This window comes from Paenibacillus sp. MABNR03 (assembly GCF_050455445.1).
In the GTDB taxonomy this organism is placed as follows: Bacteria; Bacillota; Bacilli; order Paenibacillales; family Paenibacillaceae; genus Paenibacillus; species Paenibacillus xylanilyticus.
Map to the genome: position 1 here is coordinate 107,671 of NZ_JBCIYR010000005.1, position 26,679 is coordinate 134,349.

Here is a 26,679-nt window from a genome sequence, read left to right on the forward strand (position 1 = left end):
TTCATCACTATCCGGCATGTGAAGCTTTCTGGTACAGTGCAATATCAAATACATCGTCCGGGCGCAAAATGTTATCCACCAATCGCCATTTCTGCTGATCCGTCGCCTGCTGAGGATAATTGAACAAAGACTTCAATCCATTGCCATATCGCATCGCGACAATCACATGTTCATTCGTCAATGAATAAAGCTGATCCAGAATGTCATACTTCATGGCAACCGTGGAACTGAAAATAATATGAGTGGCTTCTTTCGTATATGCGAGTTCCTGAACGAGTGCCTTCTGCAAATGAATGCGGAGACCAGCGCCCAATGTTTCGACTACAGCCTGGCCGAGCCCAATCGCCTCCTCATCAATATCAATGCCAACCACCTGCGCTCCCGTTCTTCTTGCTATAAGCAGGGGCGTCATCGGAAATGCACCCGAGCCAATCAGCAGCACCTTGGAGTCTGAAGTGACATGAAAGCTGCCGAATTCCTTTTCAATGCACTCCTCAATATTTTTGAAATAATCTGCTATTTCCACTTCACCTTGCTGCAGCTTCATCGCCCGGTACTTCTCCATGATCGCTACACAAAGGGAGGATTGCTGCCTCAGATTCAGTACAAGCTGTTCAAAATCCGCGCTTCTCTCCAGTTCCTTATCTGCCCAAAACGACTCGTGATGCTTATCGGTGATCCAATGGGAATAGGAGTTGATGGCATTCTCCATCTGTTCCGAATGCTGAACGGAATGATCGTATACCTTTGCCAGTTGTTCAAAAGTAGTTGAAAAATCATTCAACTGTTTGGTAAAATCCATGACCGTACTCATGTGCTTCCCCCTTATTCAAGTTCAGATGTTGAACGTCAATAAAAGCTTTACCCTGTGCCACAATGCCAACAGACCCTTCAATATGGATACTCCCCAGGCCTTTCTCATCAAATTGGGCAACGACCTGGATTGAACCTCCAGGCTGTTTAATTCGGGCCGTAATTTCTCTCCCTGTCTTCCAGGCCAGATAGGCTCCCAGAGAAGCCGTGCCTGAACCGCATCCCCTTTCCCATATCAGGCTATCCAGTCCAGGGACATAAATCAGCGGAGCCAACTCTTCCGATTGGGGTTTGTATAACAAAATGCCAATCAGTTTGTCTCCCAGAGTTAAGCCCAGCAGACGTGCCAGGTTCTGCGCTCTTTTTTGGATCGCATCATCGAATTCGTCGACTTCCACCACGATATGGATGAACTCCTCGTACCGGACAATAATCAGATCCAGGTCGATTCCTTCGTATTTTATCGTCTGTCGTTCAATCTGTTTGGGAAGCGGCATGGTCACCTGGCAGTCGTATTCATTCAGCCGCTTCTTCACTTGGCAGGCAATCAATTGCTCTGTACCGGAGACCTCCAACAGCAATTCAGTAAAATCTTGCGGTCCCATCTCCTGTTCGGATGCAATATATGCTGCCAAAGCCATGCAGGCATTACCGCAAAACTCGCCTCCAGCCATATGTAAGTGTGCTGCAGCTTCGCGCCTGAGGGGAGGTACGATAAATCCGACTTGTTCGGCATACACATGATCGTAGGACATGATCCTTGAAGCGATGTGTTGGTATTCCTCCGCTGGGTGACTTGTTTTAATCAAAACCGTCATATTCTGTGTTGGATTAAACTTGATAAATTCGATTTCCTGTTTCATCCCAGCTACCTCTATTCTTGTTCATTCGAATTCGGATGAGCTTCACCTGACTCCATCGGCGTGGTTTTAATAGTAATTATTACGATTAATAATCGTGAAAAATATAGCATACAAATTTGAGACCGTCAACAATATTTTTCCATTTCGAGGTCACCCCTGTATGCTTCCTGTACGTTGGTATTCTTGGATACTCATGTATCTTTGTTTCATATTTTTTGCTCTGTTTGTGCAGACAAAAAAAACGATCACCATATGAAGGTAACCGTCTTTTGTCGCCATTGATTCGGTTTTTACACATGTCGCATCATTCACCCTGTGACTGCAAGTTTTGCAGAGCCTGCTCCGCCAAAGCAGCGAGGAGATGCGCTCCCAGCGGGAGTGCCCGTTCATCCAGATCAAAAGCAGGATGATGCCACTCATGCGGTCCGGATGTACCCAGGAAGAGGAAGAGGCCCGGAACCTCCTTCTGATAAAAGGAAAAATCCTCGCCTGCCGGAGAAGGCAGCGGTCTGACACTGTTCAGCCCTACTTCCCCCGCAACCTGTTCAGCCGCGGCTGCCAGGACAGCATCGTTAACCACCGCAGGTGGCCCCTGAATCCAGCGAACCGTTGCCCGTGTCCCGTATGCTGCTGCCACACCAGCCACGACCTGGTTGAATCGTTCACGAATACGTGCACGGACTTTCTCGTCGAAGGTCCGGACCGTGCCATCCAATATCGCTTGATCCGGAATGACATTCCAGGCTGTACCGCTGTGAATTTTGGTCACGCTGATGACGGCGCTCTCCTGTGCGCCCACATTGCGACTCACGATCGCCTGCAAGGCTGTTACAATATGTGAGGCAACCACAATCGGGTCGATTCCGGCTTCCGGCACTGCCGCATGTGTTCCCACTCCTTCGACGTTCACCACAAAACCGTCCGCCGCTGCCAGCAGCGCTCCTTCCCGGATGCCGACTGTACCGACTTGAAGATCCGGCTTGTTATGGAGACCAAACACGGCGCGGACGTCAGTCAGCGCCCCGCTTTGGATGACCTGCCTCGCCCCCGTTGCTTTTTCTTCCGAAGGCTGGAACAGCAGCCTCACTTTGCCCGGCAGCCGGGATTCACGCTGTTTCAGCAATCGTGCGGCACCAACCAAAATGGCCGTGTGTGCGTCATGCCCGCAAGCATGCATCCTGCCTGCAACCTTGGAGGCGAACTCCAGCTTCGTCTCTTCCTGGATGGGCAGGGCATCAATATCTGCTCGGAGGGCCACCACAGGACCTTCACTCTGGCCGACCTCGGCAATCAGGCCCGTACGCAGTACATATTCATCTGCAATGCGTACCCCTTCCTCCTCCAGCCAACCGCGAATGGCAGTCGTTGTTTCCCTTTCCTCGCCTGACAATTCCGGATTGCGGTGCAAATGCCGACGAATTGCAATTAACCGCTCCGCGAATGCTTCATCCGGTACAGCAGAAATGGTCTGCGTGCGACTCTCTTCTTCTTGCCCTACTTGCTGCTCGGGCTGTTTCAGCTCACTCTTCACAACATGGCCTCCTTCGATCGTCATTCATTTATGGGCAGACGACGTTCAGATCTGCGTCCTTCTAACCAATAGCAGCTTGCGCAGGTTGGGATTCAATCCCGAATTCGGCCAACCCCTGTTCTTCCAATGCCTCGCGCAGCAATTCAAAAGAGCGAATGCGTTTGGCAAAATCACGCGTGGCTGTCGTGACAATCAATTCATTCACGGCAAAATCATTCTGAAATTTCTGCAAAGCCTGACCTACCTTTTCCTTCGTTCCGCGGGTTACGCTTGGTTCCAGGACCTCGATGCGATATTTCTCATTCGATTGCCGCCCGAATTCTTCTGCCTGCTCCACCGAGCCAACCGTCAGCACTTTGCCATTCTCCAGATGGATCTTGACCAGCATGTGCTCACTCGCCAGCTCCTCTGCTTCTTCTTCACTCTCCGCCACAATTAATGATATGGCAAGCACGGCGTAAGGCTCTCGGCCATTCGAACGATCGAATCGCTCCCTGTAGACACGGAGAGCTTCTTGTGCCACTTCAATATTGCTGTTAATAAACAAGGAAAACACATAAGGGAGTCCAAGTTCCGCCGCCATGCCGGCGCTATCGACGCTTGCTCCGAGTACATACAGCTCTGCAGGGATTTCAGACACGGGCGCAGCACTTAGGCCAGCGAGTGGATGGGATTCATCTGCATACGGTTCATTATGGATAAACTGTTTCACTTGCCGTATTTTCTCCTTCAGTGAAGCTGCCTCCTGGATCCCCTGCTGCAGAGCCTGCGTGGAACGAGGCAGTCCCCCTGGCGCACGCCCGATTCCAAGATCGATCCTTCCTGGACCAAGCGCTGCAAGCACATTGAAATTCTCGGCAACTTTGTAAGGACTGTAATGCTGGAGCATGACCCCTCCGGAACCGAGACGAATCCGCTCTGTGTGAGCCAACAAGTGGGAGATGAGCACCTCCGGTGAAGAACCTGCCACATGTCCCGAATCATGATGCTCCGATACCCAGAACCGGTGAAATCCAAGCTGTTCTGCGCGCTGCACCAGTTCAATCGTATGCCGGAATGCATCCACCGGCGTCTCCCCTTCATAGATCGGGGTCTGATCCAATATGCCAAGACGAATTCCCATATATTCTCCTCCTCCAATTATGCTGCCGACGTCAGCTTCCAAGCCCGTTATTGCTTCTATAACTGCCGCAGCAGCTCCCCAAAGGGCTCTGCAAACGGTGAATGTTCTTCTTTTAACGTCACGACACTAATCTGCAGCGATACCCCTGCGACTTCATGGACCTGAATGGGAAACAGTTCCTGATCCTGCACTTCCTTCTGCACCGTGAGCCCCGGCAGGAAAGCAATCCCTGCTCCCTGCAGAACCAGTTTCTTCGCCGTTTCCGAGTGATCCACATGATATGTAATATCCGGCGGGTGGTCCAGGGAGTCGAATGCCCGGTGAATACGCAGCCAGTCCAGGGAACCGCATTCGAAGAAGACCAGCCGCTCATTGCGAATTGCCTCCATACTGACATGTCCGCGTTCAATAAATGGATGTCCCTTGTACACATACAGCTGGATTGGATCCTCATAAAAAGCGATCGTGCGGATGGCCGGGTGCATGACCTTGCGCACAAAGGCGAGATCAATCTCCTGAGCAAGCAGCTTGGCAATCAGCTGGTCTGTTGTTGCCGTTGTCAGCTTGATGCTGACCTCCGGGTAAGCTTCCTTGATTTTGGGCAGGAAGTCCGGAATGACGTAGTTGGACACAGACACCGTACTACCTAGCCGCAGCGCATCCGGTGTTGTACGGCGCTGCTGAATCTTCTGCCTGCCCTTCTGGATGACCTGCAGCACCTGCTGGGCGTAGGGGAGAAATTTTCTCCCCTCATCCGTAAGCACGATCTGCTTCCCAAGTCGATCGAACAGCTTGCAGCCGAGCTCACGTTCCAGTGATTGAATGCGAGCCGTGACAGATGGTTGGGACAAAAAGAGTACTTCGGCAGCCTTATTGAAGCTTCCGTAATGATTGATATATACAAATGCTTCAATGTTCTCAATATTCATAAGCGCCTCCGCATCCACGTCCACAGACGTTTGACCTTATATCAATTTAACCAATCAACTTACTCGGTTTTAAGCTATCGTAATACCATTCTTTTCCAGTGTCAATATCAATTCATCCAGCGAACGATCCAATCGGGCAGTAATGTCTTCCGAGAGCGCATATTTCCCGTCATCCAGACGATCTACCCCTTGATCAACCGCGTAAACACCGCCCAGAATATGTCTACCCCCAAGTGCGGCGAGCACGGGCTTCAATGCATAGTCGATGGCCAGCAGATGGGCAATGGAGCCGCCAATGACAAGCGGAAGTGACACTTTGCCGCGAAGCCCCTCCTGTGGAATCAGATCAAGGAATAGCTTCAGCACACCGGAATAGGATGCTTTATACACCGGCGTAGCCACGATGACCGCATCTGCTGCCTCAACCACAGCGAGCGCATCGCGAACAAAGGAGCTGTCGAAACGGGCCTGCACGAGATCTTCCGCAGGCAGGTCAGCTACATGGATGACTTCAACGGTAATCCCTGCTTCGCCCAATTTATGTTCACTGTAATCGGTAAGGCCGGTCAAACGCGAACGTTTGGAAGGTGCTCCGGCAATAATAACAACATGAGACATGAATATCTCCTCCTTGAAATAGCGGTCAAGCCGCTCCTTTTACTCTTGGATCAAGCCGGTCACGAATATCGTCTCCAATCAGATTCACTGCAAGTACAAACATGGTAATGGCAAGTCCGGGGAAGGTACAGATCCACCAGGCTACTGTAAGGTAACCTCTCCCCTGCGAGAGCAATGCTCCCCAATCCGGAATTTCCTTCAACACGCCAAGTCCAAGAAAACTGAGCCCGGAACCTGTCAGAATGGAAGTTCCAACCCCCAATGTTGCCATCACCAGCAGGGGAGACAAGGAATGAGGCAGGACATGCCGCCAGAAAATGCGTCCACTCGAGCCGCCAAGTGATCGTGTCGCTGTAATAAACGGCAGACTTTTGACAGACATCACCTGCCCGCGCATGACCCGTGCATATCCCGGAATGGAGGCTACGGCTACGGCCAGTGCAATGTTAATCAGTCCGGGGCCCAGTGCAGCGGCTACGGACAGAGCCAGCAGCACTCCCGGGACAGCCATCAGAATATCAACGGTGCGCATAATGGCCGTATCCACAATACCACCTGTGTACCCGGAGATAATACCCAATGCACTGCCCACCAGGCCGCCGACAAGGACCGAAGCGAATCCAATCAGCAGCGAATCCCTGCTGCCATGCACGACGACGCTGAAGATATCCCTTCCGAAATAATCGGTACCGAACCAATGCGCCGCAGAAGGTGCCTGCAGTATGGCATCCGTCATCATCTGAGTTGGATCATAAGGAGCAATCCAGCCCGGTACAATGGCACAGGTGAGGGTGAATAAAACGACCAGCAGCGCTGCATAAAAGAATAATCGGGAAACCGCAAACGAGATGCGGTAACGTCCGGAACGGCGATTCCAGAGGCGTAAACGCCCCGTGCTGCCGGTCCATGCTTTTTTGTCACCCACCAATGGTTTCATGCTCATGAGAATCCTCCTTCCTTATCCGCAAGTGTTCAGACGGTTCCTTGCAATCATGTGCGGACTGCACGTCTGACTCTTGGATCGATGTACGCATACGATATATCCACCAGCAAATTCAGCACGACATAGATGATCGCTGTAAAAAAGACAACGCCCTGTACAACAGGCAGGTCTTTGGCCATCAAGGCATCCGCAATAATCCGGCCGATCCCCTGTCTGGAGAAGACGGTCTCTACCACAACGGTTCCCGCAAGCAGATCTCCAATCAACATGCCAATGACGGTTACGGCAGGAATCAAGGCATTGCGGAGTGCGTGAACGTACATGATCGTGTGCTCCGTAAGTCCTTTGGCACGCAATGCCACGATAAAGGGTTCATTAACGACTTCGAGCATACTGTTGCGCACCATCCGAACGATGAAACCTGCACCGACCAGCCCCAGGGTGGCTGCCGGAAGCACCAATGAACCAAAGCCGTCCGAACCCATGGCCGGAAACCAGCCAAGCTGCACCGAGAACAGCAGGATCAACAGAATGCCGGTCCAGAATGTTGGCATCGAGATGCCGAATAGTCCAACAAGCCGGGCAATAAAATCAATTACGCCATTCCGATGGATGGCCGACAGGACGCCTAGCGTGATGCCGACAGTAATCGCAATGATGGAACTTAGTGCCGTCAGAGCCAGGGTGGCCGGGAAATGCTCCAGAATTTTCGGAAGCACCGGATCGGAGTTGATCATGGACTTGCCAAAATCCCCGCGCAGCATGTCGCCGAAATAGTTCGCAAACTGAATGTAAAACGGCTGATCCAGACCAAGCTGAGCCCGCAGGTTCTCGATCATCTCCGGCGTAGCCGAGGACGGATCCAGCATGAGCAGGACCGGATCACCCGGCAGAAGATACATGATGCAGTACACCAGCACCGAAGCTCCGAAAATTACAAATAGTGATGTTGCAAGCCGAGTCAGTATCGTTTGAACCATACCGGGTCGTCTCCTTCCTGAATGCGTGATGGGCTGTTCATGTTATGGCTGGATTCGTACGTCGTTGAACAAGGGGTAACCAAGCGAATCGAATTTGACGCCCTGCACGGATTTCGATGCAGCGACCGTATAAGGGAATACATAGATCGGTAAAATCACAGCCTGATCAATCAGAACTTGCTGAATCTCGTTATAGATCTCCACGCGTTTCTCCGGATCTGTCTCCACTGCCCCCTGCTCCAGCAATTGATCGATCTTCGGATCGGACAACCCGGACAATGTCCGACGTTCACCTTCCGCGCTGGTATGATAGAAGGCGTACAGAGCATTCGGATCGGAATTGACCTGGCTGTTTCCATACAGATCATAGTCCCAATTCTGATAAATGACAGTGGCAATGTCTTTCGTAATTTCAACTTCGACGGCGATACCGACCTGTTTCAGCTGCTGCTGAATGATTGCCGCAATATCATTGCGCTTCTCCCGGTTAGGGGAACCATCCACATAACGCAGCGTCAGCTTCTGGCCATCTTTTTCACGTATGCCATCCGCGCCCTTGATCCAGCCCTGCTCATCCAGCAGCTGATTGGCTTTGTTGATATCCGGATTGATGCTTCCTTCCAGCGAGGCATCGTAACCCAGAATTCCAGGAGACAGTGCAGACCACGCTCGTTCGTAGTTGCCCAGATACAATGTTTTGACAATGGATTCCACGTCTACGGCCGATTGCACTGCCTGTCTGACTTTCACATCATCCCAAGGCGCCTTGCGCAGATTGAAAAAGAGTGTATATGGCAGTCCTACCGTATTGGCCTGCAGCAATTGCTGGTTCGGATCATTCTTCAGTGCGGCAACATTTTGCGGAGGAACGGTCTCTGCAGCGAGCACCTGACCGCTCTGTACACTACCGATGCGAGTCGCTTCTTCCGGAACAATTTTGAACGTAATTGTATCCAGATGAGGTGCAGCTTTGTTTTCGACTGTCTCTGGGCCCCAGTTGTAATCCTTGTTTTTGGCGACGACGATATCCGCATTTTCATCCCATTTCACGAAGGTGTACGGTCCGCTGCCCACCGGGTTTTTGCCCAGTTGATCGCCATATTTCTTGGCAGCTGTAGGTGACACGATACCCAGAAGGGCCTGGCTTAAGTTGCCCAGGAAGGCCTGTGAAGGTGACGCCAGATTCACCTTGATGGTGTATTCATCAATGACCTCGGAAGATTGATAGGGTCTGATCAGCGCAAGGGAATTGGCAGCTTTGGTGGCCGGATCGATGACGCGATCCAGATTGTATTTCACGGCTTCAGCATTAAACGGTGTGCCGTCGTGGAACTTCACGTCCTCACGCAGCTTGAACGTATAACTCTTGCCATCCTCCGATACGCTCCATTCCGTGGCGAGCCACGGCTTGATGGAACCGTCAGGCAGCTGCACCACCAGATTGTCGTAGATGGTCCGGATGGCACGTACCGTCACGGCAAGCCCGCTCCGATGAGGGTCCAGTGTATCCGGTGATGTGGCGAGAGCGAAGGTCAGGTTCCCGCCCTCCGCTTGGCTGGCCTGTTCACCACCAGATGCTTGAGCCGAACCACTGGAGCTGACGCCCGCTCCGCAACCGGACAATACCATTACCAATACTGCTGCCAATGCCATAACTTTCATCCACGCGATAGACCTGTTCATATCGTTTCCCCCTCTGTGTATACAGGTGTCATTTTTATTTTGATATAACCTATGAGATAAGTCGGTTTTAATGCGCAAGAAAGCTTTATTTAAGTATTACAACTTGCTGTTCATTTCCCCGACGGTCATGACTGTTATGCCTGCTGTACTTGCTCCCGGGCTGCCGTATAACGATTCACCGGAATCTGCACTCCGAGATTGCCACGGAGTGTATCATGCTCATACTCTGTACGGTAAATGCCCCGCTCCTGCAGAATCGGAACGACCAGTTCCACGAAATCGGACAAGCCACTTGGCAATTCCGAGTGAATAATGAAGCCATCGGCTGCCTCTGCTTCAAACCACTCCTGGATTTTGTCAGCTACCTGTTCCGGTGTGCCGAGGAATTTGCTCTTCGGTGTAGCTGCTCGCAATGCCACTTCGCGCAGTGTCAATCCCTGCTCTTTGGCGTCCTTCTTGATTTTGTCCGTGCCGCTGCGGAAGCTGTTGCTGCCAATGCCGTTCAGTTCAGGGAACGGTTCATCCAGCGGATATTGGGAGAAGTCATGATGCTCGAAGAAACGCCCCAGATAATCCAGTGCTTTGTCAATTGTAACGAGACTGGCAATCTCCTCGTATTTACGCTCGGCTTCTTCTTCCGTCCGTCCTACAATCGGGCTGATGCCTGGCAGAATGACGATATCCCCAGAAGAGCGTCCATAGGAAGCAGCACGCGTCTTGACATCCTTGTAAAAGGCTTGTGCATCTTCGATCGTATCATGTCCGGTAAACACCGCATCGGCTTCTTTTGCAGCAAGGGTTTTGCCATCATCAGAGGAACCTGCCTGGAAAATAACCGGCTGACCTTGTCGTGAACGGGCAATGTTCAGTGGTCCCTGTACCGAGAAGAACTCTCCTTCGTGGTTGAGTGTGTGCAGTTTGGATGGATCGAAGAAGACACCGCTCTCCTTGTCTCTGACAAATGCATCATCTTCCCACGAATCCCAAAGGCCTTTGGTCACCTGTAAATATTCTGTTGCAATGCGATATCGTTCCGGATGGGTAGGGTGGTTGCTTCTACTGTAGTTCTTGGCTGATCCTTCAAGCGGGGAGGTAACCACGTTCCAGCCTGCACGACCGTCGCTGATCAGATCCAGCGAACCAAACTGTCTGGCAACAGTGAACGGATCGCTATAGGACGTGGAGAGGGTTCCAACCAGACCGATCCGCGATGTAACTGCGGCCAAGGCGGACAACAGACTAATCGGTTCGAACCGGTTCAGGAAGTGGGGAATGGATTTTTCGGTAATATACAGACCGTCGGCAATAAAAACGAGATCGAACTTGCCTTCTTCCGCTTTCAGCGTCTGGCGTTTGTAGAACTCAAAATTCACACTTGCATCCGCCTGAATCTCCGGGTGTCTCCATGTGGTCATGCTGCCTCCGACACCGTGAACAATGGCTCCAAATTTCAAACTGCGTTTTGCTGTCATATACATTCCGCCTTCCCTATATTGGATTAGGTTGATACAACAAGGTCCAAGTCACAAGGTTCACATCCCCAAAACTCAAAAGTTAACTATTCCTATGAGTTTGGTCAGTTTTATAATTTCACAAATCTTATCACTGCCCTGTGAAAGGGTCAACCGTGTGACTAATAGAACTTTTCTATATGGAAATAAGGGTTTTGAATAAGAGCCATTATTCCGTCGCTCCCGCCTGTAGTCCACTCCCTGTGCAGTTTTCCGCAGCCGGAAGCAACGAAATTCATCTATCCTGCAAGGGCCGATCAGACAGCTGCCGCTTCGCCCGGCTGCGCGAGAAGCGCGGCAAGCTTCTCCAGATCTGGTTCCAGCAAAGCCTCAAACTTGCCTTCCCCTCCCACTTCAATGACAGGAACATGGCGAATGCCATATTTCGCTTCAAGTACATCCCTGAGCACGTCATTGCCTTCTACTTCAATGTTCACAAAAGGCTGATTCCGTGACGTCAAAAACGCTTTGACCTCACCGCAGAAATGACAGCCTGTTTTGCTCCATAGCACTACTTTTTTGGATGATGAAGACATCGACAACCCTCCTGATTGAATTCAAGATTAAGATCGAGGCAAGTCCTCAGACCTTTAATTCCTACCTGTTAAATAAGAATTATGGCTATAAATGTACTCCTCGTGCCTTCAAGCGTCAATGGAGCTGCTAATAGAATAAACCTATAACCACATAGAAAGATTAAATTTAATTTTTTTAGAACGGCAGAAGCAGCCCTTATTTTTTGCTTGCCTCCTTGACCATGTGAAAGACTTTTTGGGCCATCTCAACATAAAAATGAACCTGATCCGGACTTTGATCGATAGCCCATCTGAGATTATCAAAGGTCTTGAGCAGCAATACATGTCTTAGCAGATCAAGCTCCTTTTCATTCAGCCCGTAACTGTCCAAAAAAGCGTTCAATTGTTCAGGTTCAGGGCCTTCCCCGTGGATCTGGCAGCATATCATATGTATGATATCGCCATAAGGTACAACAGTGACTTCTGCATTTCCCCAATCCAGCAGTGTAACTTGTCCTGTCTGGGAAACCATCGTGTTCTTCAATGAGAGGTCACCATGGCACAGGCCGAAACGGAACTCTTCCATTTTCACATTTTCAAACCAATGTCGTACCATTCCCGATTCCGTTTTCGTGATTACGCCAAACGCAATCAGGGGGTCATGCTCCGTTAAGCTCTGGATATTGTACTGCACATAACCCTGCCAACTGCCGTCTGATCCCGGATGCGGAGGGGAATAAAACCTGCCCTGGACAGGGTCCATCTGTTCCCCAAAACCATCCACTGGGATGGAATGAATACATTTCGCATATTCACCAAGTTTTCTCCAGATATCGGTCGTGTCTACGGTTGTGTCCAATCCGTTATCTCCTTCGACAAATGTTTGAATCATATATGCCGTTTCGTCCGTGATTCCGACGGATAACGTCTCTGGGCCAGGAATACCCGCTGCCGCAGCTTGCTCAATGCACCATTTTTCCTTCATAAAAGTGGGATAATTGTCTTTGTCATTCATGCGAACAACCACTTTATGTTGTTCCGTCTCAACGAGGCAAACCTGATTGACGAAACCTTTTCCAATGATCTGATGGGATGATTTCACTGGATCATGCAGAAAATCATGGGTAATTCGTTCGGCTAGTAATACAACTTTATTCTTCATCATGCACCATCCCTAGTTCGCATCCTAAGTTAGCTCTGCGAAGATTCAATTGGTCATAGTGTAAGATGAAACCGCTTACGTTTCAATCGTCATGGATAAAATTCTTATATGTAAAGCCCGGATGCGAAATGAAATGGTGCAATACGCTGCACATTACATCTCGCATCATGCCGATCCGGTTCACAGCAAGCCTCCACATTACAAATCTTCGTTCAAGAGCTGCGGCGGGGCGATGATCGGCAAGCCTTCTTCAATCACATGCAGCTGTTCCGGTGATACGGTCAGCACATGACCTGAATGGACTCCCCACCTTTCTGCTGCGTAGACTGTTACGAACCTCCTGCGTTTGCCTGCGCTGATCTGATACCGGATTTCCGGCGCATCAGCTGCAGCAACGATACACCCCTCCGACCAGCCGTTGGCCGAATCATGAATCGATGAGATATGCACATGTCGGACGTCAATCGGCCACCCCTGAATTTCGCCTGCGGATACTACAGCATCTCCGGCAGGAATGCCGAGCAGATCCGGTTTGGCTACCTGAACAGGAGATATTCCGCGCGGTACGGGAATATTTAACTTGCGTTTCAATCCTCCGATCAGACGATATACATCGCCTTTGACATCTGATACGAAGCTGCCTTCCGGATAAAAGTCGCTGCTGCGTCTTGGCTTCATCGCCCCGTCGTGACTCCCCTGGGTGGCAATTCGCTGCCGCGGGTCGGTCTTGCCCGGATTTATGGAATCGGGCGGTACAGTCGAATTCGCCTGTGCCATATGCTGCGCGATCTGCAATGTTTTTGCGACCAGCGCGTGCGGGTCTCCCCATTTTCGGGAATGAAACTGTTCGTTCCCCTTGTTCACTGTCGCAAAATCCTGTTCGCCCAGCGCCTTCATGCTGACACTTCCAAAGTGATGAATAAATGCATCGCCTGCAACCGCAAGCTTGTATCCTGCCAGCTTCACCCGAATCATCCAGTCATCATCTTCAAAGTTGCCTACCGCATACCCTTCATCCAGATATCCCACCCGCTCCAGCAGCTCTCGTGAGAATAGCCAGCAAAATCCGACGAGCCGTTCGGTCATCCGATGCTTATCAGGGTCAGGCCGATTGTGTCTCCTGGCAAAAGACCACATATCCTGTACCTCAGAATAGGGAACGTCAATCTGCTGATCACCGCCAATATAGTTGGTGACCGGACCGACCAGACCAATCTCCGGATCACTGTCAAGACAGGCCATCATGTTATCAAGCCAGCCTGGCGTGACCAGCGTATCGTTATTCAGCACCACGATATGTCTGCCTCTTGCCATCATCAGGCCCTGGTTGACACCTCCGGCGAATCCGCGATTGACGTCCAGTGCAGCCACCCTCACCATGCCGCCCTTGCGCAGCATCGCTTCAGCTGTACCGTCCTTGGAGGCGTTATCCACAACGATAATTTCGTAGGGAGCGGGCGTATGTTTCTCGATACTGGATACACACTTGAGGACATACTCCCGCTGATTATAGGTCGGAATAATGATGCTGACTCCTTCAAATACCAGTCCAAATGAACTCTGCCCCTGCCGTACTCCTTCATCGTATCCCCTGCTGTAACCTTGTTTGTACAGTTTGGCAGCTCTGTCCCCCCGCTTGCCTTTCCCTCTGCGTCCCGACTTCCGCACAGAGCTCTGTCCAGCGGTATGCAGAACAACTTCGGCGGGTCCAGAAACATGCCGTTGTCTGGGTAATTTACCTGGTTTGCTCACGCTGCTTCCTCCATTTCCCCTCATCCGGATGTGTTACGTAAAAACCACCCGCCAGACTATCCATTAGAGATGAAGCTCTCCTGTAACCAATTTGTCAGCCAAATGTCCAAAATCCAGAGCGATCCTTCCAAGTTCCCCGGCAATGCGCGTGCACAGAACCACGGCCGGAATACCTGCGGCTACCAAAGTAATGTCGAAGTCATGCGCTGCTGTTTCCTGCATCACTCTGGGAATGTCCATGAAACCGGCGACAGCACCAATGATCCCTGCCACCTGGACCCCGCGGCTGAGAAGGAGTGCACCCAGTTCGCTCGCCCGGCTGCCGATCAGCAGTACGCGGCGGCCATGCAGTACAGGCAGCAGCAGTCCCGACTGATGCAGACTGTAGTTGATCGTGGAACTGGTCAGCTTCAACCGGGACCAGTCAATCCCGAAGTGGCGCATGACCGGGAATAGCAAGCCCTGAAACGTGGGCGCTCGCGAGATGGGCACCCCGACCCAATCCGCCCCCTGAATTGCTTCGGCTAGCGCAACCCGAATCTCGGGAACGGAGCGCGGCACCCCTGCGTAAGGCAGGAACGGGGCGAGCTCCTGCACCTGCTCGCCGGGCAGCACCGTGTCGGCTGCAAGCGTCAGCAGTTCGCCATCCCCGAGGCGAACGACCGACAGGGGGCGCTGTGCATCCAGCGCTCCCCGGATCTGGTCAGCCACCTCGTGGGGGCTGGCCAAACGGGTGAGGCTGGGCGCGTACTGGCGAAAACCCGCCGCAATCAGATCTGCCGCCGCTACGGCAGGCAGAATATGGTCCGGCGGAATGTGCTGCGCCACCAGCGCCTCCCCGCCCGCGAATACGCCGTCGCGGTAGCCCTCGGCGTAGCTGCCGGGTGCGCCTGCCGGCTCCGCAGGCGGCAGAGCCCCTGCGCTGCCCGCATGTGCGGCGGCAGCGCCATCCTGCCCCGCGGGGGCGACACCACCAGCGTGCGGGTGGCGTGTCGCCTGGAGCGGTGCTGGTGCAGGCGCACGGCGCGCAGCCGGGCGCAGCCTGCGGCGGGCAGCGGCAGCGCGGCCGGCTGCTGCGCGGCGGCGGCCGGGTGCAGCTGCAAGCCCGCGCCTAGCAGCGCTGCGGCGGCGCGCCGCGGCCTTCCTGCCGGCAGGCTTGTGCGGCACGCCAGCACCGGTACCCGCCCGGGCCCGTGCAGTGCGATTGGCTGGCTTGGCGGCTGCACGCTTGGTTCCGGTGGTTCCCGTAACCATCAGAACGCCTTGGCCTTGAAACGCTGCCGGGTGAGTACCCCTGGGCTTACCTGTCACCTTGGCTTCCGAGTGCCCGGTCCGTTTCGCTACTCTCATGGCATTCCCTCCCTTGGCATGCACGAGGAGCGCCGCTGCACAAAGCGCCGGAGCCTCCTTCCAGCTCCGGCGCAGGGGATTTCGGGTCCCATGGGCACCTCACAGCGGCTGCATCAGGCGCATGATGTTATGGCAGTTGTCCCTTCATGCGGACTGCAGCTTCCTGCAGCGATTCGAAGGTCCCTGCATCGCTCCAGTATTTTTGCAAAATGTCGTACTCCAAGCCTCCAGCAGAGGCATAAATATTATTGACATCCGTAATTTCAAGCTCTCCGCGTGCAGACGGCGCGATGCCGCCAATCAGGTTGAATACATGATCATCGTACATATAAATTCCGGTCACACAGTAGGAGGTTTTTGGCTCGCTTGGTTTCTCCTCAATGTACGATATGCGTTCCGGATGCTTCACATCGAACACGGGCACACCGTAACGTCTGGCATCATCCACTTCTTTCAGCAGCACACGTGCCGTCCCTGACGGCTGCTGCACATAGCGATCAACGTAAGGTTTGAGATCATCACTGAACAGATTGTCACCCAGCAGCACCACAAACTTTTCCCCTGGAAGAATAAAAGACTTTGCCAAATCCAGTGCTTCGGCAATGCCTCCCGCCTGCTCCTGAATCCGGTATGTCAACCGGACACCAAGGTCGGCTCCGCCACCCAGATATTCCGTGTACAGCCCTGCCGAATGTTTGCCCATCACAATCAGAATATCTTCAATCCCCGCTTGACGGAGTCTGTCGATGCCATACACAATCATCGGATGTTTACCGACCGGAAGCAGATGTTTGTTAATCAGCCGCGTCAGAGGATAGAGCCGCGTTCCCGTTCCGCCAGCAAGAATTACACCTTTCATTCCACATTCCCTCCCTCATCGGATGTCTCAATATATTCAAGAGGATCGACATGCCATTTATGAATAAAAATCGAGCGATTGCGCTCAAGCAACTGCTTCCAGGCAGCCGGATCCGTCTTCTGGAAACTCGCGCTGCCTTGATGATGCACAAGCACATCCCTGCATACAAGCAGCCGATATCCTTGCATGCGAGCCCGGTAACAGTAATCATCATCCTCATAATGTCCCGGGGAATAAGCCTCGTCAAGCAAGCCGATGGACGTCATGACATCCCGCCGAAACAACATGCACAGTCCAACGATGCGGCTGACTTCCTTCCACCTGTTCGGATCAGAAACATTGTTGGCTTCCGCCAGTTTCTGAAATTCTTCCATGCTCCCGAAATCCAGATCAACTTGCTGAATACCGCTTGCATAATTCGTGACAGGACCCGTGATACCGATGTTTGCTTCACTGTACAGTCCGGTACGAAGATTTTCGAGCCACCGCGGGGTCACGGTGACATCGTTGTTCAGCAGCAGCAGCTCATCACCGCATGCCGCACGGAGCCCAGCGTTACAGGCTGCAGGGAAGCCACGATTTTCCGGCAATCGGACAAAACGAACTCGCTCCCTGGCACAATAGGCAGCCGTACCATCGACAGAACCGTTATCCACAACCACAATCTCATACGGTGTAAGGGCTCCGGTATGCTCCCGGATCGCATCAATGCATGGCTTCAGCAGGTCCAGTCCGTTATACGTCGGAATAATGATACTTGTCAGTGTCATCGGACGTTCCTCCTGTAAGCCACTTCGGTTCGGGATAATGTCCGCGAATCCGCCTCATGCCCTGCCCCCGCCATCCAGGTTGCGATGGCCTCCAGATGGTCCCCGATGATCAATCCGGCGACTTCATTGCCGCTGCCTGTATTAGTTGTACGCAGGCGATTGGAGCGAATCACATCCACCTGGCAGGGTGCCGTTACGTTCAGACCGTGCCGGATCGCCATGGCCTGCGCCTTCGGCGGTACAGCAAGTGATTCAGGCTTAACGGTCTGGATCATTTTGCGAGACAGGGCATGCGGGACGGCCGTCAGGGAATTGGATTCCAGGTCCGGCCTGCCCAACGTACGGTTGAGATAGGCCTTGATTCGGCTCACTTCATCCTGCCGGGCAAACGGCGGCAGCAGTGAGGACAGATTGTTCAAGGCCACATCGCTTCCCCGGTCAACTGCATACAGGAAAGGGGCGAGCTGTTCTGCCGGAAGCACCATGTCCCCGTCCACAAAGAGGATCGCTTCCGCTTCGGTCATTTTGGCTCCAAGTGCACGGCCTACATCATGTCCTGCCCGATCCGGCTCATACACAAGGGTTATACCGGACTCGGCCAGTACTAGATTCAGGCTGTCATCTGTTGTTCCGTTCAACACGACAATGATATCCTTCAGCGGCAAGCGTTTTAACTGTGCCATTACTTTGCCGAGTGTCCGTTCTTCATTGCACGCACAGACAACGGCAGCAGCCGAATGATGAAGGGGCACCGGAACGATATCCACCGGATATCCTGCAGCATGTACGTAACCTTGCATATATGCTTTCCCTGCCTGCATGGCAGCTTCATAGCTTCCGGTATTTCCCGAGATGGACTGCCAGTGTTCACGCCAGGAATGACGTGCATGCTCGGCAGTCATCGCTCTATTTTCAGGCGCATCAAGTCCGGCTTGATATCCCGACTTCCAGATTGCATTCAGATTTAGCCCTGGTCCTTTGGCTGCCGAACCATTCGGCCGTCTTCTCCCCGGCTTTTTCCGTCTTGATGCCAGCTGTCTTTTCATCGTCCGACGGTGGCGGACAGCCCTCGTACGTCCCTTCATTTTCTCACCTCCAGCATTTTGCATCATTCGATCCTGACGCTCCCGGGCAAGAGGTTGGGATGAATTAACCCTGGTATATTTTTATCCTGCCGCCTGGAAGTCGCTTGTTGGATGGGATGCAAAATACTCACCTCGTCAGGCAGCGAACACGCTGCAGATCGGAATATCCTCCGCGTGGACCGAGCTTGTCGGTTATCCACCTGATCGCTGTCAGATGATCATTCAGCACCACTTGGCTCAGCGGATCCGGCCCGCTTCGCCGTTTTACGCGAACCGCATTCATTTTACCTACAGGCACATGATGAACGGCACGTACCTCCAATCCACTTGAGACTGCTTTGGCAAGTGCAAGCGGAGGGACCTCCAGCGAATGGATGCCGACAGCATCAAGTGCCCTGCGACTTAATGCATGCGGAATGGCTGTCATTGAAGCTCCCTGCAGGTCCGGTCTGGCCAGGATGCTGTTCAGGACATGCTTGGCCTCCACGACCGGATGCACAGGGATACGTGTAACGGGACCGTCATAATCGTTAAGCGCAACATCCGTCCCTTTCAATATAGCCTGCACATAGGGAGCGAGCTGTTCTGCGGGAATCGGTATATCCGCATCCGTGAACAGCAGGACCCTCCCGCGGGCTGCCGCTGCACCCATTCGTCTTCCTGTATCATGGCCCAGCGCCTCGGTGTACAAGAGCACTCTCGCGCCTGCCGCCTGTGCCGCTGCTGCTGTGCCATCCGTTGATCCGTTAACAACAGCAATCACTTCGGAATCCCTGCAGATTCGAAGTGCCTGACGGATGACTCTGCCAATCGTCTTTTCTTCATTCATCGCCGGAATAATGACCGAGAGTGTAGGGATGTATGGATTCGTCTCCTCCTGTGGTGTAGGAATGACGTATCTGTGAGCCTTATTGCTATTTCTTATCACCGACTTGATACGCCGTTTGTTCAACGGTTTCCTCTTTCGGGACACGGGTTTGGCGGCTGAATGAACGGTACTTCGACGATGTTGCAAAACTGTCACCTCCCTCCCAAAAAAATACACAACATGCCAAGGGAGTACACGTTATTCTATGTATTCATGGAGTAGTGGAAACGGCGTTTGTCCTTGAATTGCTCAAGCTTCTGTCAGGAAAAATAATTCTTCACCCCTGTCTTTCAGGCATCATTCCTCTGTAATGCTTATACGCTACCCGGCTTCCATCTTATAAAAGGATCAGGCCGATACAGAAACAAAAGCGGTGTCCCGGGACCATACCGGGAACCGCCTTTGTCCGTAAAGTCATGACAATCATTTTGTGTTTCTTGTCTCTACAATGGTTATTTTCTGGCTCTTCTTAATTAAATGGAAGGTCCGGCTGCAATCCAGGACAACAAGCCATAGGTGTGCTTGCAACCTGCGGTCCGGTAAACTTCCAATACCGCTTCATCTTCACTCTGGGACAGCAATGACACCTGGAACCCCCGGTCATTACTCATTCCTACAATTACGTAGTGTTCTGATGCAAATGATTGCTCAAATGCTACGGTCACCTCAACGCATTCTTCATTTTCAGGCAGAATAAAAGCCTCCATGCCGAACTGCTGAACAACAGGCTGACTGCTTACACTGCGAACAGGCTGGAATGACAGGTGTTCAGGTTCCACTGCTCCATGCTGCAATTGGCTGCTTCCGACAATTCCATCGCTCAGATGCTCCTGCTTAACCGATTGCTCACTCAGCTTGAACTCCGCAGTTTCACTGATCTCTTGTGCAAATTCAGGCTCTGGCTGCTGTAGCTGTGGCTGGACCGTGTCAGCTGTAGTTAATGAATCTGGCAATGATTCTTCAAGCTCGTTAACTTGCGATGGCTGATCTGGTTGCTGCCCCAAGTCCTGAACCGACGTCTGGAGAGTCTGTGTTTCGTTCAGATCATCGCTTGGGGGTTGCACGACAACTGCCGGCTGTGATGGCGCTGCAGCCTCACTTCCTTCTTGAAGCAATGCCTCTTGTCTTTTGATCGCTGCCAGCTGTTCCAGCGTTTCTCCACTGAACTGACGAATCGCATTCCAGATCTCTTCGCTCAGATGGGCCGGACCAACAATTCCCGCATTCAAGTGATTGGAGGTAATGCTTTGGTCACTCAGTTTGCTGCCGGTTACACTGCCGTCGGCTAGTTTGGCAGTCGTTACGGATCCATTCTGCAGATGAATTCCGCTTACCAATTCCTCTTCCAAATGGATTGTGCGAATACTGCGTTCCTGAATATGATCAGCAAGGATCGTTCCATCCTGAATATGTCGAGAATGTACACTTTTGTCTGTCAAGTGGATCGCCGATACCGTACCTTCAAGCAATTTACTGCCGTTTACACTGCCATCAGCCAGTTTCGCGCTCGTTATGGAACCATTGTGCAGGTGAATGGCACTTACCGATTCCGCTTTCAGGTGAGAGATCCCGATGCTGCGCTCTTGAATATGGTCCGCATGAATGGCTTTCTCTTGGATATGGCGGGATTGCACACTTCCATTTGCGATATGAACATCTGACACCGCATTTTCAAGCAATTTGCTGCCGCTGACGCTGCCATCGGCCAATTTGGCACTCGTTACAGATCCATTTTGGAGATGAACCGCACTTATTGCTTCCTCCTCCAGATGAGACGTGCCGATACTGTTCTCCTGAATATGGTCAGCAAGGATCGCGCCTTCCTGGATATGCCGGCTTTGCACACTTTCCGGTGCAATATGAATTCCCGATACGGTATCTTCGAGCAGCTTGCTGCCGTTTATGCTGCCATCGGCCAGTTTGGCACTCGTTACGGACCCATTTTGCAGATGAACTGCACTTACCGACTCTTCTTCCAGATGGACTGTGCCAATGCTGCGCTCCTGAATATGCTCGGCATGGATGGCATCTGCCTGAATATGCTCGGATTGCACACTTTCCGCGGCGATATGAATCCCGGATACCGTACCTTCGAGCAGCTTGCTGCCATTTATACTGCCATCGGCCAATTTGGAACTCGTTACAGCCCCATTTTGCAAATGGATTGCACTTACCGACTCTTCTTCCAAATGTGCAGTGCCAATGCTGCGCTCTTGAATATGATTAGCAAGGATGGCTCCCTTCTGAATATGACGGGATTGCACACTATCCTCTGCAATGTGGATATCCGATACCGCTCCTTCAAGCAGCTTGCTTCCATTTACGCTGTCGTCAGCCAATTTGGCACTTGTTACGGACCCATTTTGCAGATGAATTGCACTTACTGCTTCCTCTTCCAGATGAGGTGTGCCGATGCTCCGCTCCTGAATATGGTCAGCAAGGATGGCTCCTTCTTGGATATGGCGAGACTGCACACTTTCGGATGCAATATGAATTCCCGATACCGCATTTTCGAGCAACTTGCTTCCATTTACACTGTCGTCAGCCAATTTGGCACTTGTTACGGATCCATTTTGCAGATGAATTGCACTTACTGCTTCCTCTTCCAAATGGAATGTGCCGATGCTCCGCTCCTGAATATGATCAGCATGGACTGCACCTTCCTGAATATGCCCGGAGTGCACACTTGCGGGTGCAATATGGCTCTCTGATACCGTACCTTCGAGCAATTTGCTGCCGTCTATACTACTGTCCGCCAGCTTGGCACTCGTTACAGATCCATTTTGCAAATGGAACTCACTTACCGATTCCTCTTCCAGATGAGTTGGGCCAATGCTGCTCTCTTGAATATGATCCGCATGGATGGCTCCCTCCTGGATATGACGGGACTGCACACTTTCGTCTGCAATATGGATCGCATCCACCGTTCCTGCGGCTAATTTGCTGCCATCTACACTGCCACTCGCCAATTTGGAACGTGTTACGGATCCTTCCTGCAATATAATCGTACTTACCGCTTCTTCTTCCAGGTGAGACGTTCCGATGCTGCGTTCTTGGATATGATGGGGCAGAATCTCACCATCTTGAATATGACGGGAATGTACAGCTCCTTGCTGCAGGTGAACAGCACTTGTCGACTCTGCCTGAAGATGCAGGCCACTGATCAAGCCTGGTTGAAGATGGGCTGCAGTGATGGATAACGGTGCCAGGTGGTCTGTTTCGACAGATCCCGGAGCCAGGTGATGCGATGTAATGACCTGTTCGGCAATATGCTCCGCATGAATAATGTCTGGCTTCAGATGCTGTGAGTTCACAACGTGATCACCCAGATGGTCAGACTTCACACTGCCGTCGGCCAGATGCTCGGATTGCACAATGGATGGCTGAAGGTGCTCACTGCTTATGGCTGCCTTTTGCAACTCTGTCCCTGATACGGAGTCAGCTGTCAAATGGTCGGCAGTGACCGAACCATGCCGCAGTTTGCTGCCTGTAATACTGCCATCGGCGAATAATTCCGGTGAACGTATCTCCTCCGACAAATGTTCCAGGGATACGGCATGCTGTTTCAGGTGATAGCCGCGTATGGTTCCTGCTGGAATATGTTTGGCGATAATGCTTTCAGCCATAATCTTGGAAGAAGTCACACTGCCGTCGGCCAGTTTGGCTGACGTGACAGCAAAATCCGCCAGTTTATCCGTGGCAACACTCTCTGGTGAGAGCTTTGGTGAGGTAACCGAATGATCTGTCAGATGAGGTGGAAAAACGGACCCTCCAGCCAGCTGGGCCGAAGTTACACTACCGGGAGCTAATTTGTCGGTTGTGACAGCTGCCCTTGCAATGGCCTCTGTTTCAACACTGCCCGGTTGAAGGTGTGGAACACCTACTGCATGTTCCGTCAGATGCTCCGATTTCACGGCATAAGGTCTCAGGGCCTCGGACCCCACGCTTCCCGGAGCCAGATGTGAACCCGTGACACCACCACCCGCAAGATGCGAGGATGCAACACTTCCCGGAGCAAGCGCTCTGCTGCTAACCGATGCCGTTCCAAGTTTTTCTGCTGTCACACTTCCGTCTGCGAGCTTGACGTCTGTCACTGCAGCATCCTGTAACTCAAATGTACCCACCGCCGCCTCAGCCAGATGCCGCTCGGATACCACGCCATCTGCGAGCGCTTCTCCGGTTACACTACCGGTGGACAGATGAGTTACCTCGATGCTTCCACTTGCAATATGAATGGAGTGAATCGCGGAATTGTCCACATGTACCGGCGTGATTCCCCGGTTGACGATATGTTCCGCACGAATGGACCCTTTGGCAAGGTGTTTGCCCTGCACAGCTTCATCTGCAATTTTGGAAGCAATGACACTTTGGTCTGAAATCTTGGAAGCCGTAATCGACTGCTCCAGCAATTTTGCTGTTCCAACCGACTGGTCCGCGAGTTTACTGCTGGTTACAGCTCCCTCCGCCAAATGCTCACTGCCCACTTCGCCTTTGCCAAGCTGCTCTTTCCCCACAGCCTGAGCGCGAATCTGGTTCGAACCGATGGAACCATCCAGCAAGTGTTTTCCACTGAGTGAACCCTCAGCTAAATGTCTGGTTTGTATCGATCCATCCTCAATCTGGTCACTTCCGATACTGCCAATGGACAGTTGTGAACGGCCGACAGACCCTTCTGCCAGATGAGTCTGTTTAACAGCGCCTGCCTGTATATGGTGAGACTCGATCGATTGTTCTTCGATTTTGCTGCCCGTAACAGCACCTTCACGAATTTTGGATGTAGTCACCGCATCGTCGGCCAATTTGGACGTATGCACAGCGCCTCCCGTGAGATGCCGTGTATCCACGCCGCTAATCGCAATTTTGTCTCCGGTTACGGCATGATTCTTGATTAAATCTTCCGTGACCAGCATACGGCTGAGATGTCTTGTACCGATGGATCCGTCGGCAATTTTGGCTGAATCGATTACCTGGTTGCCAAGCTTCTGCGAGGTAATGCTGCCATCTCTGATTTTCTCGCCGGCAATGGAAGCATTGCGCAATTTATTTCCGGATACAGAGCCGTCAATGAGATGCTCATCGGATACAGATGCTTCTGCCAGTTTGGCGGAAACAATTGCCCCATCTGCAATGTGAATGCTGGTCACTGCGTAATCCTGCAATGCTTCACTGCCGACCGCACCCGGTTTCAGCTTGGATTCATCCACAGAGAACGGAGCCAATTTGCTCTCCGTCACCGCAAAATCACTCAGATCATCTGTATAGATGTAGTGTCCGGTATGACCCGGCATCTGGTTCTGGTTCAGGACCTCCAACCGGTCCCTGCCTGTGGTCTCCTGCTTGTTGATGCTCTGCTCTTCCAGAGCAAGAGAAGCCACGCTGCTGACCTGAATCTGCTTTTCCGAGCTATCGTCCGTCTGGGCTTCCTTGCTATCCGATTCTACGGGTTCGGGTTCGACCGTTTCATCTGGGATATCCAGATCTTCCAGCTCGTTCATGGAAGCAGGGAGTTCCGTTGATTCGTATAGGAATTCTTCCGATGCCTGATTAGCTATGGTATTTATGCGCTCTTCCCTATTCTGGGTGGAACCTGGGTTCAATGTGCCTGCACGGCGTTCGGTCAGTTCCAGTTCTTTAAACTTGGGGCTCACATGCCGCAGTTTCGGCGTAGGAACCTTCTTGTTGCCTTTTTTACTCATGCAGCTTGCTCCTTCCTCTAACGTTCGTCTCCGGCATCATATGCTTCGATATGGGCATCTGCCACTTCAAATCACGACTTTTGCCGATAACGTTGGATGGATGTGCAAGTCAAAATGCGAACAAGGTACCTGTCCATGGGAAATAGGCTGTACTCGGCTATAGATGAAAGGCGGCTGTCCACGCCCCCGATCCAGCAATGTCATACGATACTATATAAGCATTTAGTACAAATCCGTAAAATAACTACCTATCCGCACCACAAGTTGAACCTCTTCCTGGATTCAATGGAGGCGGAAATTAAACAAGAATAGCTGGTGCATGAAGATGCATCATGATTCCGGTCTGCGTTATCGTGATGTCCAATCATGCGTTGACAGGCCGGCATCTCATGAATGGACGATCCATGTCGCGATAATATTGAAGGAGGAACGGTCATGCCCCCAGAAACGATCGGCATCATGTTCGATTCACGCATGTACCGGGGGATACCGGCCGGAAGGACCGGTCAGGAATCACTCGCGAATTATGAGCAGGCTGCGGCCTTTTATGGATTAATCCCTTGCTTTTTGCGGCTTGAAGATGTGGATCCGGATACGAAGACCTGTCTGGCTTATGTCAAAAAGGAAGGTGTTTATGTTCGTCAAAAAATGCTCTTGCCTTCCGTCATTCATAACCGGGCTCTGCAGCTTCGCCGGACTGAACAGCATCAGGTGACCAAGCTGCTCTTGCAGGGCATTCAGGTATATAATGTTCGGAATCGGTATCGCAAGGATCATATTCATGACATGCTTCATCAGGACCCTGTATTGAAGAAACATCTGCCTCATGCCGCCAAAGCTGCGCCGGAGTCTCTGGTTTATATGATGGAACATTATAATGATCTGATTATCAAACCGTGCAGCGGCAGTATTGGACACGGCATCATGCGCTTATATAAACGGGATGGGGACTGGAGATTGACATGCCAGACCAAGGCTTCCCGCAAAGGATGGGCAACATTCAGGCTAAGCAGGGGACAACTGCCCTCGGCCACCTTGAGACGTATTTTTCGCCACGCGTATCTCATTGAGGAGCGGATCCCGCTGGTCCGTTACGAAGGAAGACCCGTGGATCTGCGTGTATCTGTGCAGCGGGGAATGGACGGTCTATGGGGCATCACGGGCATGTTCGCCAAGGCAGCACCTGCCCACACCTTTGTCACCAATATTGCCCAGGGAGGCAAGGTCATGACCATGGCAGATGCTTTTGATGAAGACGAACTTGGCCTCAGCATTCCGGAGATTGAAGCCAGAATCAGTTCTGTCGGACTGCGAATCGCACGTACGCTGGCTTCCAGTCTGCCGCACCTTGCCGACCTTGGTCTCGATCTTGGCATCGCCAGAAACGGACAGATTTATTTTATAGAATGCAATGGACGGGACCAGCGGTACGGTTTTCGCAAGGCGGGAATGCCTGAACATTGGAAAGCCAGCTACCGCGAGCCAATGGCATATGGACGCCTGTTGATGGAACAAAATTCACAGATTCCACGCCAGCCGCAAACCTACCATAGGTACCCGTATTGATTTCGCTGGCATTCTGTGTCAATATTATGCAGAACGGCCGGTCCAGCCGGCCTTGAAGTTCG

Annotated in this window: 20 protein-coding genes; 1 reads left to right on the forward strand and 19 read right to left on the reverse strand. The window is 52.0% G+C overall.

Features of this window, described 5'->3' with window-relative positions:
• Positions 1–7: 7 nt before the first annotated feature.
• From AAIH57_RS23460 to AAIH57_RS23550, 19 genes are all read right to left on the reverse strand, one after another.
• Positions 8–814, reverse strand: a complete 807-nt coding sequence (locus AAIH57_RS23460; RefSeq protein WP_430023194.1) for a nicotianamine synthase family protein — start codon at positions 812–814, stop codon at positions 8–10.
• On the reverse strand, positions 777–1,676 hold the full coding sequence (locus AAIH57_RS23465; protein WP_430023195.1) for a diaminopimelate epimerase: 900 nt from the start codon (positions 1,674–1,676) through the stop codon (positions 777–779). Before AAIH57_RS23465 ends, AAIH57_RS23460 begins: the two co-directional genes overlap by 38 nt.
• Before the next feature lie 304 nt (positions 1,677–1,980).
• Positions 1,981–3,141: an amidohydrolase gene (locus tag AAIH57_RS23470; RefSeq protein WP_430023279.1), complete on the reverse strand. Its 1,161-nt coding sequence runs from the start codon at positions 3,139–3,141 to the stop codon at positions 1,981–1,983.
• A gap of 127 nt (positions 3,142–3,268) precedes the next feature.
• Positions 3,269–4,330, reverse strand: a complete 1,062-nt coding sequence (locus tag AAIH57_RS23475) for an LLM class flavin-dependent oxidoreductase (RefSeq protein ID WP_430023196.1) — start codon at positions 4,328–4,330, stop codon at positions 3,269–3,271.
• A gap of 56 nt (positions 4,331–4,386) precedes the next feature.
• Complete coding sequence (locus AAIH57_RS23480) at positions 4,387–5,259, reverse strand: LysR family transcriptional regulator (protein WP_175395055.1); 873 nt, start codon at positions 5,257–5,259, stop codon at positions 4,387–4,389.
• A 69-nt stretch (positions 5,260–5,328) separates the two neighbouring features.
• The gene (gene ssuE / locus AAIH57_RS23485; RefSeq protein ID WP_430023197.1) at positions 5,329–5,877 is read right to left on the reverse strand and encodes an NADPH-dependent FMN reductase; all 549 of its coding nucleotides are present in this window, start codon (positions 5,875–5,877) and stop codon (positions 5,329–5,331) included.
• Between the two features lie 25 nt (positions 5,878–5,902).
• Entirely contained in the window at positions 5,903–6,820 is a 918-nt protein-coding gene (locus AAIH57_RS23490) for an ABC transporter permease (RefSeq protein WP_175395057.1), read from the reverse strand.
• Positions 6,821–6,867: 47 nt separating this feature from the next.
• A complete protein-coding gene (locus tag AAIH57_RS23495; protein ID WP_430023198.1) occupies positions 6,868–7,800 on the reverse strand; it encodes an ABC transporter permease in 933 nt (310 codons plus the stop codon).
• Positions 7,801–7,842: 42 nt separating this feature from the next.
• A complete protein-coding gene (locus tag AAIH57_RS23500) occupies positions 7,843–9,483 on the reverse strand; it encodes an ABC transporter substrate-binding protein (RefSeq protein WP_430023199.1) in 1,641 nt (546 codons plus the stop codon).
• 134 nt (positions 9,484–9,617) lie between these two features.
• Positions 9,618–10,955 carry an LLM class flavin-dependent oxidoreductase gene (locus tag AAIH57_RS23505; protein WP_175395060.1) on the reverse strand — a complete coding sequence of 446 codons (1,338 nt, stop codon included), beginning with the start codon at positions 10,953–10,955 and terminating at the stop codon, positions 9,618–9,620.
• A gap of 296 nt (positions 10,956–11,251) precedes the next feature.
• Positions 11,252–11,530, reverse strand: coding sequence for a glutaredoxin family protein (locus AAIH57_RS23510; protein ID WP_175395061.1), 279 nt, complete (start codon positions 11,528–11,530; stop codon positions 11,252–11,254).
• 196 nt (positions 11,531–11,726) lie between these two features.
• Positions 11,727–12,674 carry an aminoglycoside phosphotransferase family protein gene (locus AAIH57_RS23515; protein WP_430023201.1) on the reverse strand — a complete coding sequence of 316 codons (948 nt, stop codon included), beginning with the start codon at positions 12,672–12,674 and terminating at the stop codon, positions 11,727–11,729.
• A 195-nt stretch (positions 12,675–12,869) separates the two neighbouring features.
• Complete coding sequence (locus AAIH57_RS23520; protein ID WP_430023202.1) at positions 12,870–14,423, reverse strand: glycosyltransferase family 2 protein; 1,554 nt, start codon at positions 14,421–14,423, stop codon at positions 12,870–12,872.
• A gap of 63 nt (positions 14,424–14,486) precedes the next feature.
• Positions 14,487–15,134, reverse strand: coding sequence for a GT-D fold domain-containing glycosyltransferase (locus tag AAIH57_RS23525; protein ID WP_430023203.1), 648 nt, complete (start codon positions 15,132–15,134; stop codon positions 14,487–14,489).
• A 766-nt stretch (positions 15,135–15,900) separates the two neighbouring features.
• Positions 15,901–16,632, reverse strand: a complete 732-nt coding sequence (locus AAIH57_RS23530) for a sugar phosphate nucleotidyltransferase (RefSeq protein ID WP_430023204.1) — start codon at positions 16,630–16,632, stop codon at positions 15,901–15,903.
• Positions 16,629–17,402 carry a glycosyltransferase family 2 protein gene (locus AAIH57_RS23535; RefSeq protein WP_430023205.1) on the reverse strand — a complete coding sequence of 258 codons (774 nt, stop codon included), beginning with the start codon at positions 17,400–17,402 and terminating at the stop codon, positions 16,629–16,631. The genes AAIH57_RS23530 and AAIH57_RS23535 overlap by 4 nt, the downstream gene beginning before the upstream one ends.
• Complete coding sequence (locus tag AAIH57_RS23540) at positions 17,399–18,487, reverse strand: glycosyltransferase family A protein (protein ID WP_430023206.1); 1,089 nt, start codon at positions 18,485–18,487, stop codon at positions 17,399–17,401. Before AAIH57_RS23540 ends, AAIH57_RS23535 begins: the two co-directional genes overlap by 4 nt.
• Positions 18,488–18,614: 127 nt before the next feature.
• Positions 18,615–19,502 carry a glycosyltransferase family 2 protein gene (locus AAIH57_RS23545; RefSeq protein ID WP_430023207.1) on the reverse strand — a complete coding sequence of 296 codons (888 nt, stop codon included), beginning with the start codon at positions 19,500–19,502 and terminating at the stop codon, positions 18,615–18,617.
• A 326-nt stretch (positions 19,503–19,828) separates the two neighbouring features.
• Positions 19,829–25,051 (reverse strand): WIAG-tail domain, encoded by a 5,223-nt coding sequence (locus AAIH57_RS23550; protein ID WP_430023208.1) that lies wholly within the window; start codon positions 25,049–25,051, stop codon positions 19,829–19,831.
• 435 nt (positions 25,052–25,486) lie between these two features.
• On the opposite strand from AAIH57_RS23550, the gene AAIH57_RS23555 reads away from it, so the two are divergent.
• The gene (locus AAIH57_RS23555) at positions 25,487–26,617 is read left to right on the forward strand and encodes a YheC/YheD family protein (protein WP_175399281.1); all 1,131 of its coding nucleotides are present in this window, start codon (positions 25,487–25,489) and stop codon (positions 26,615–26,617) included.
• The last annotated feature ends 62 nt before the right edge of the window (positions 26,618–26,679 follow it).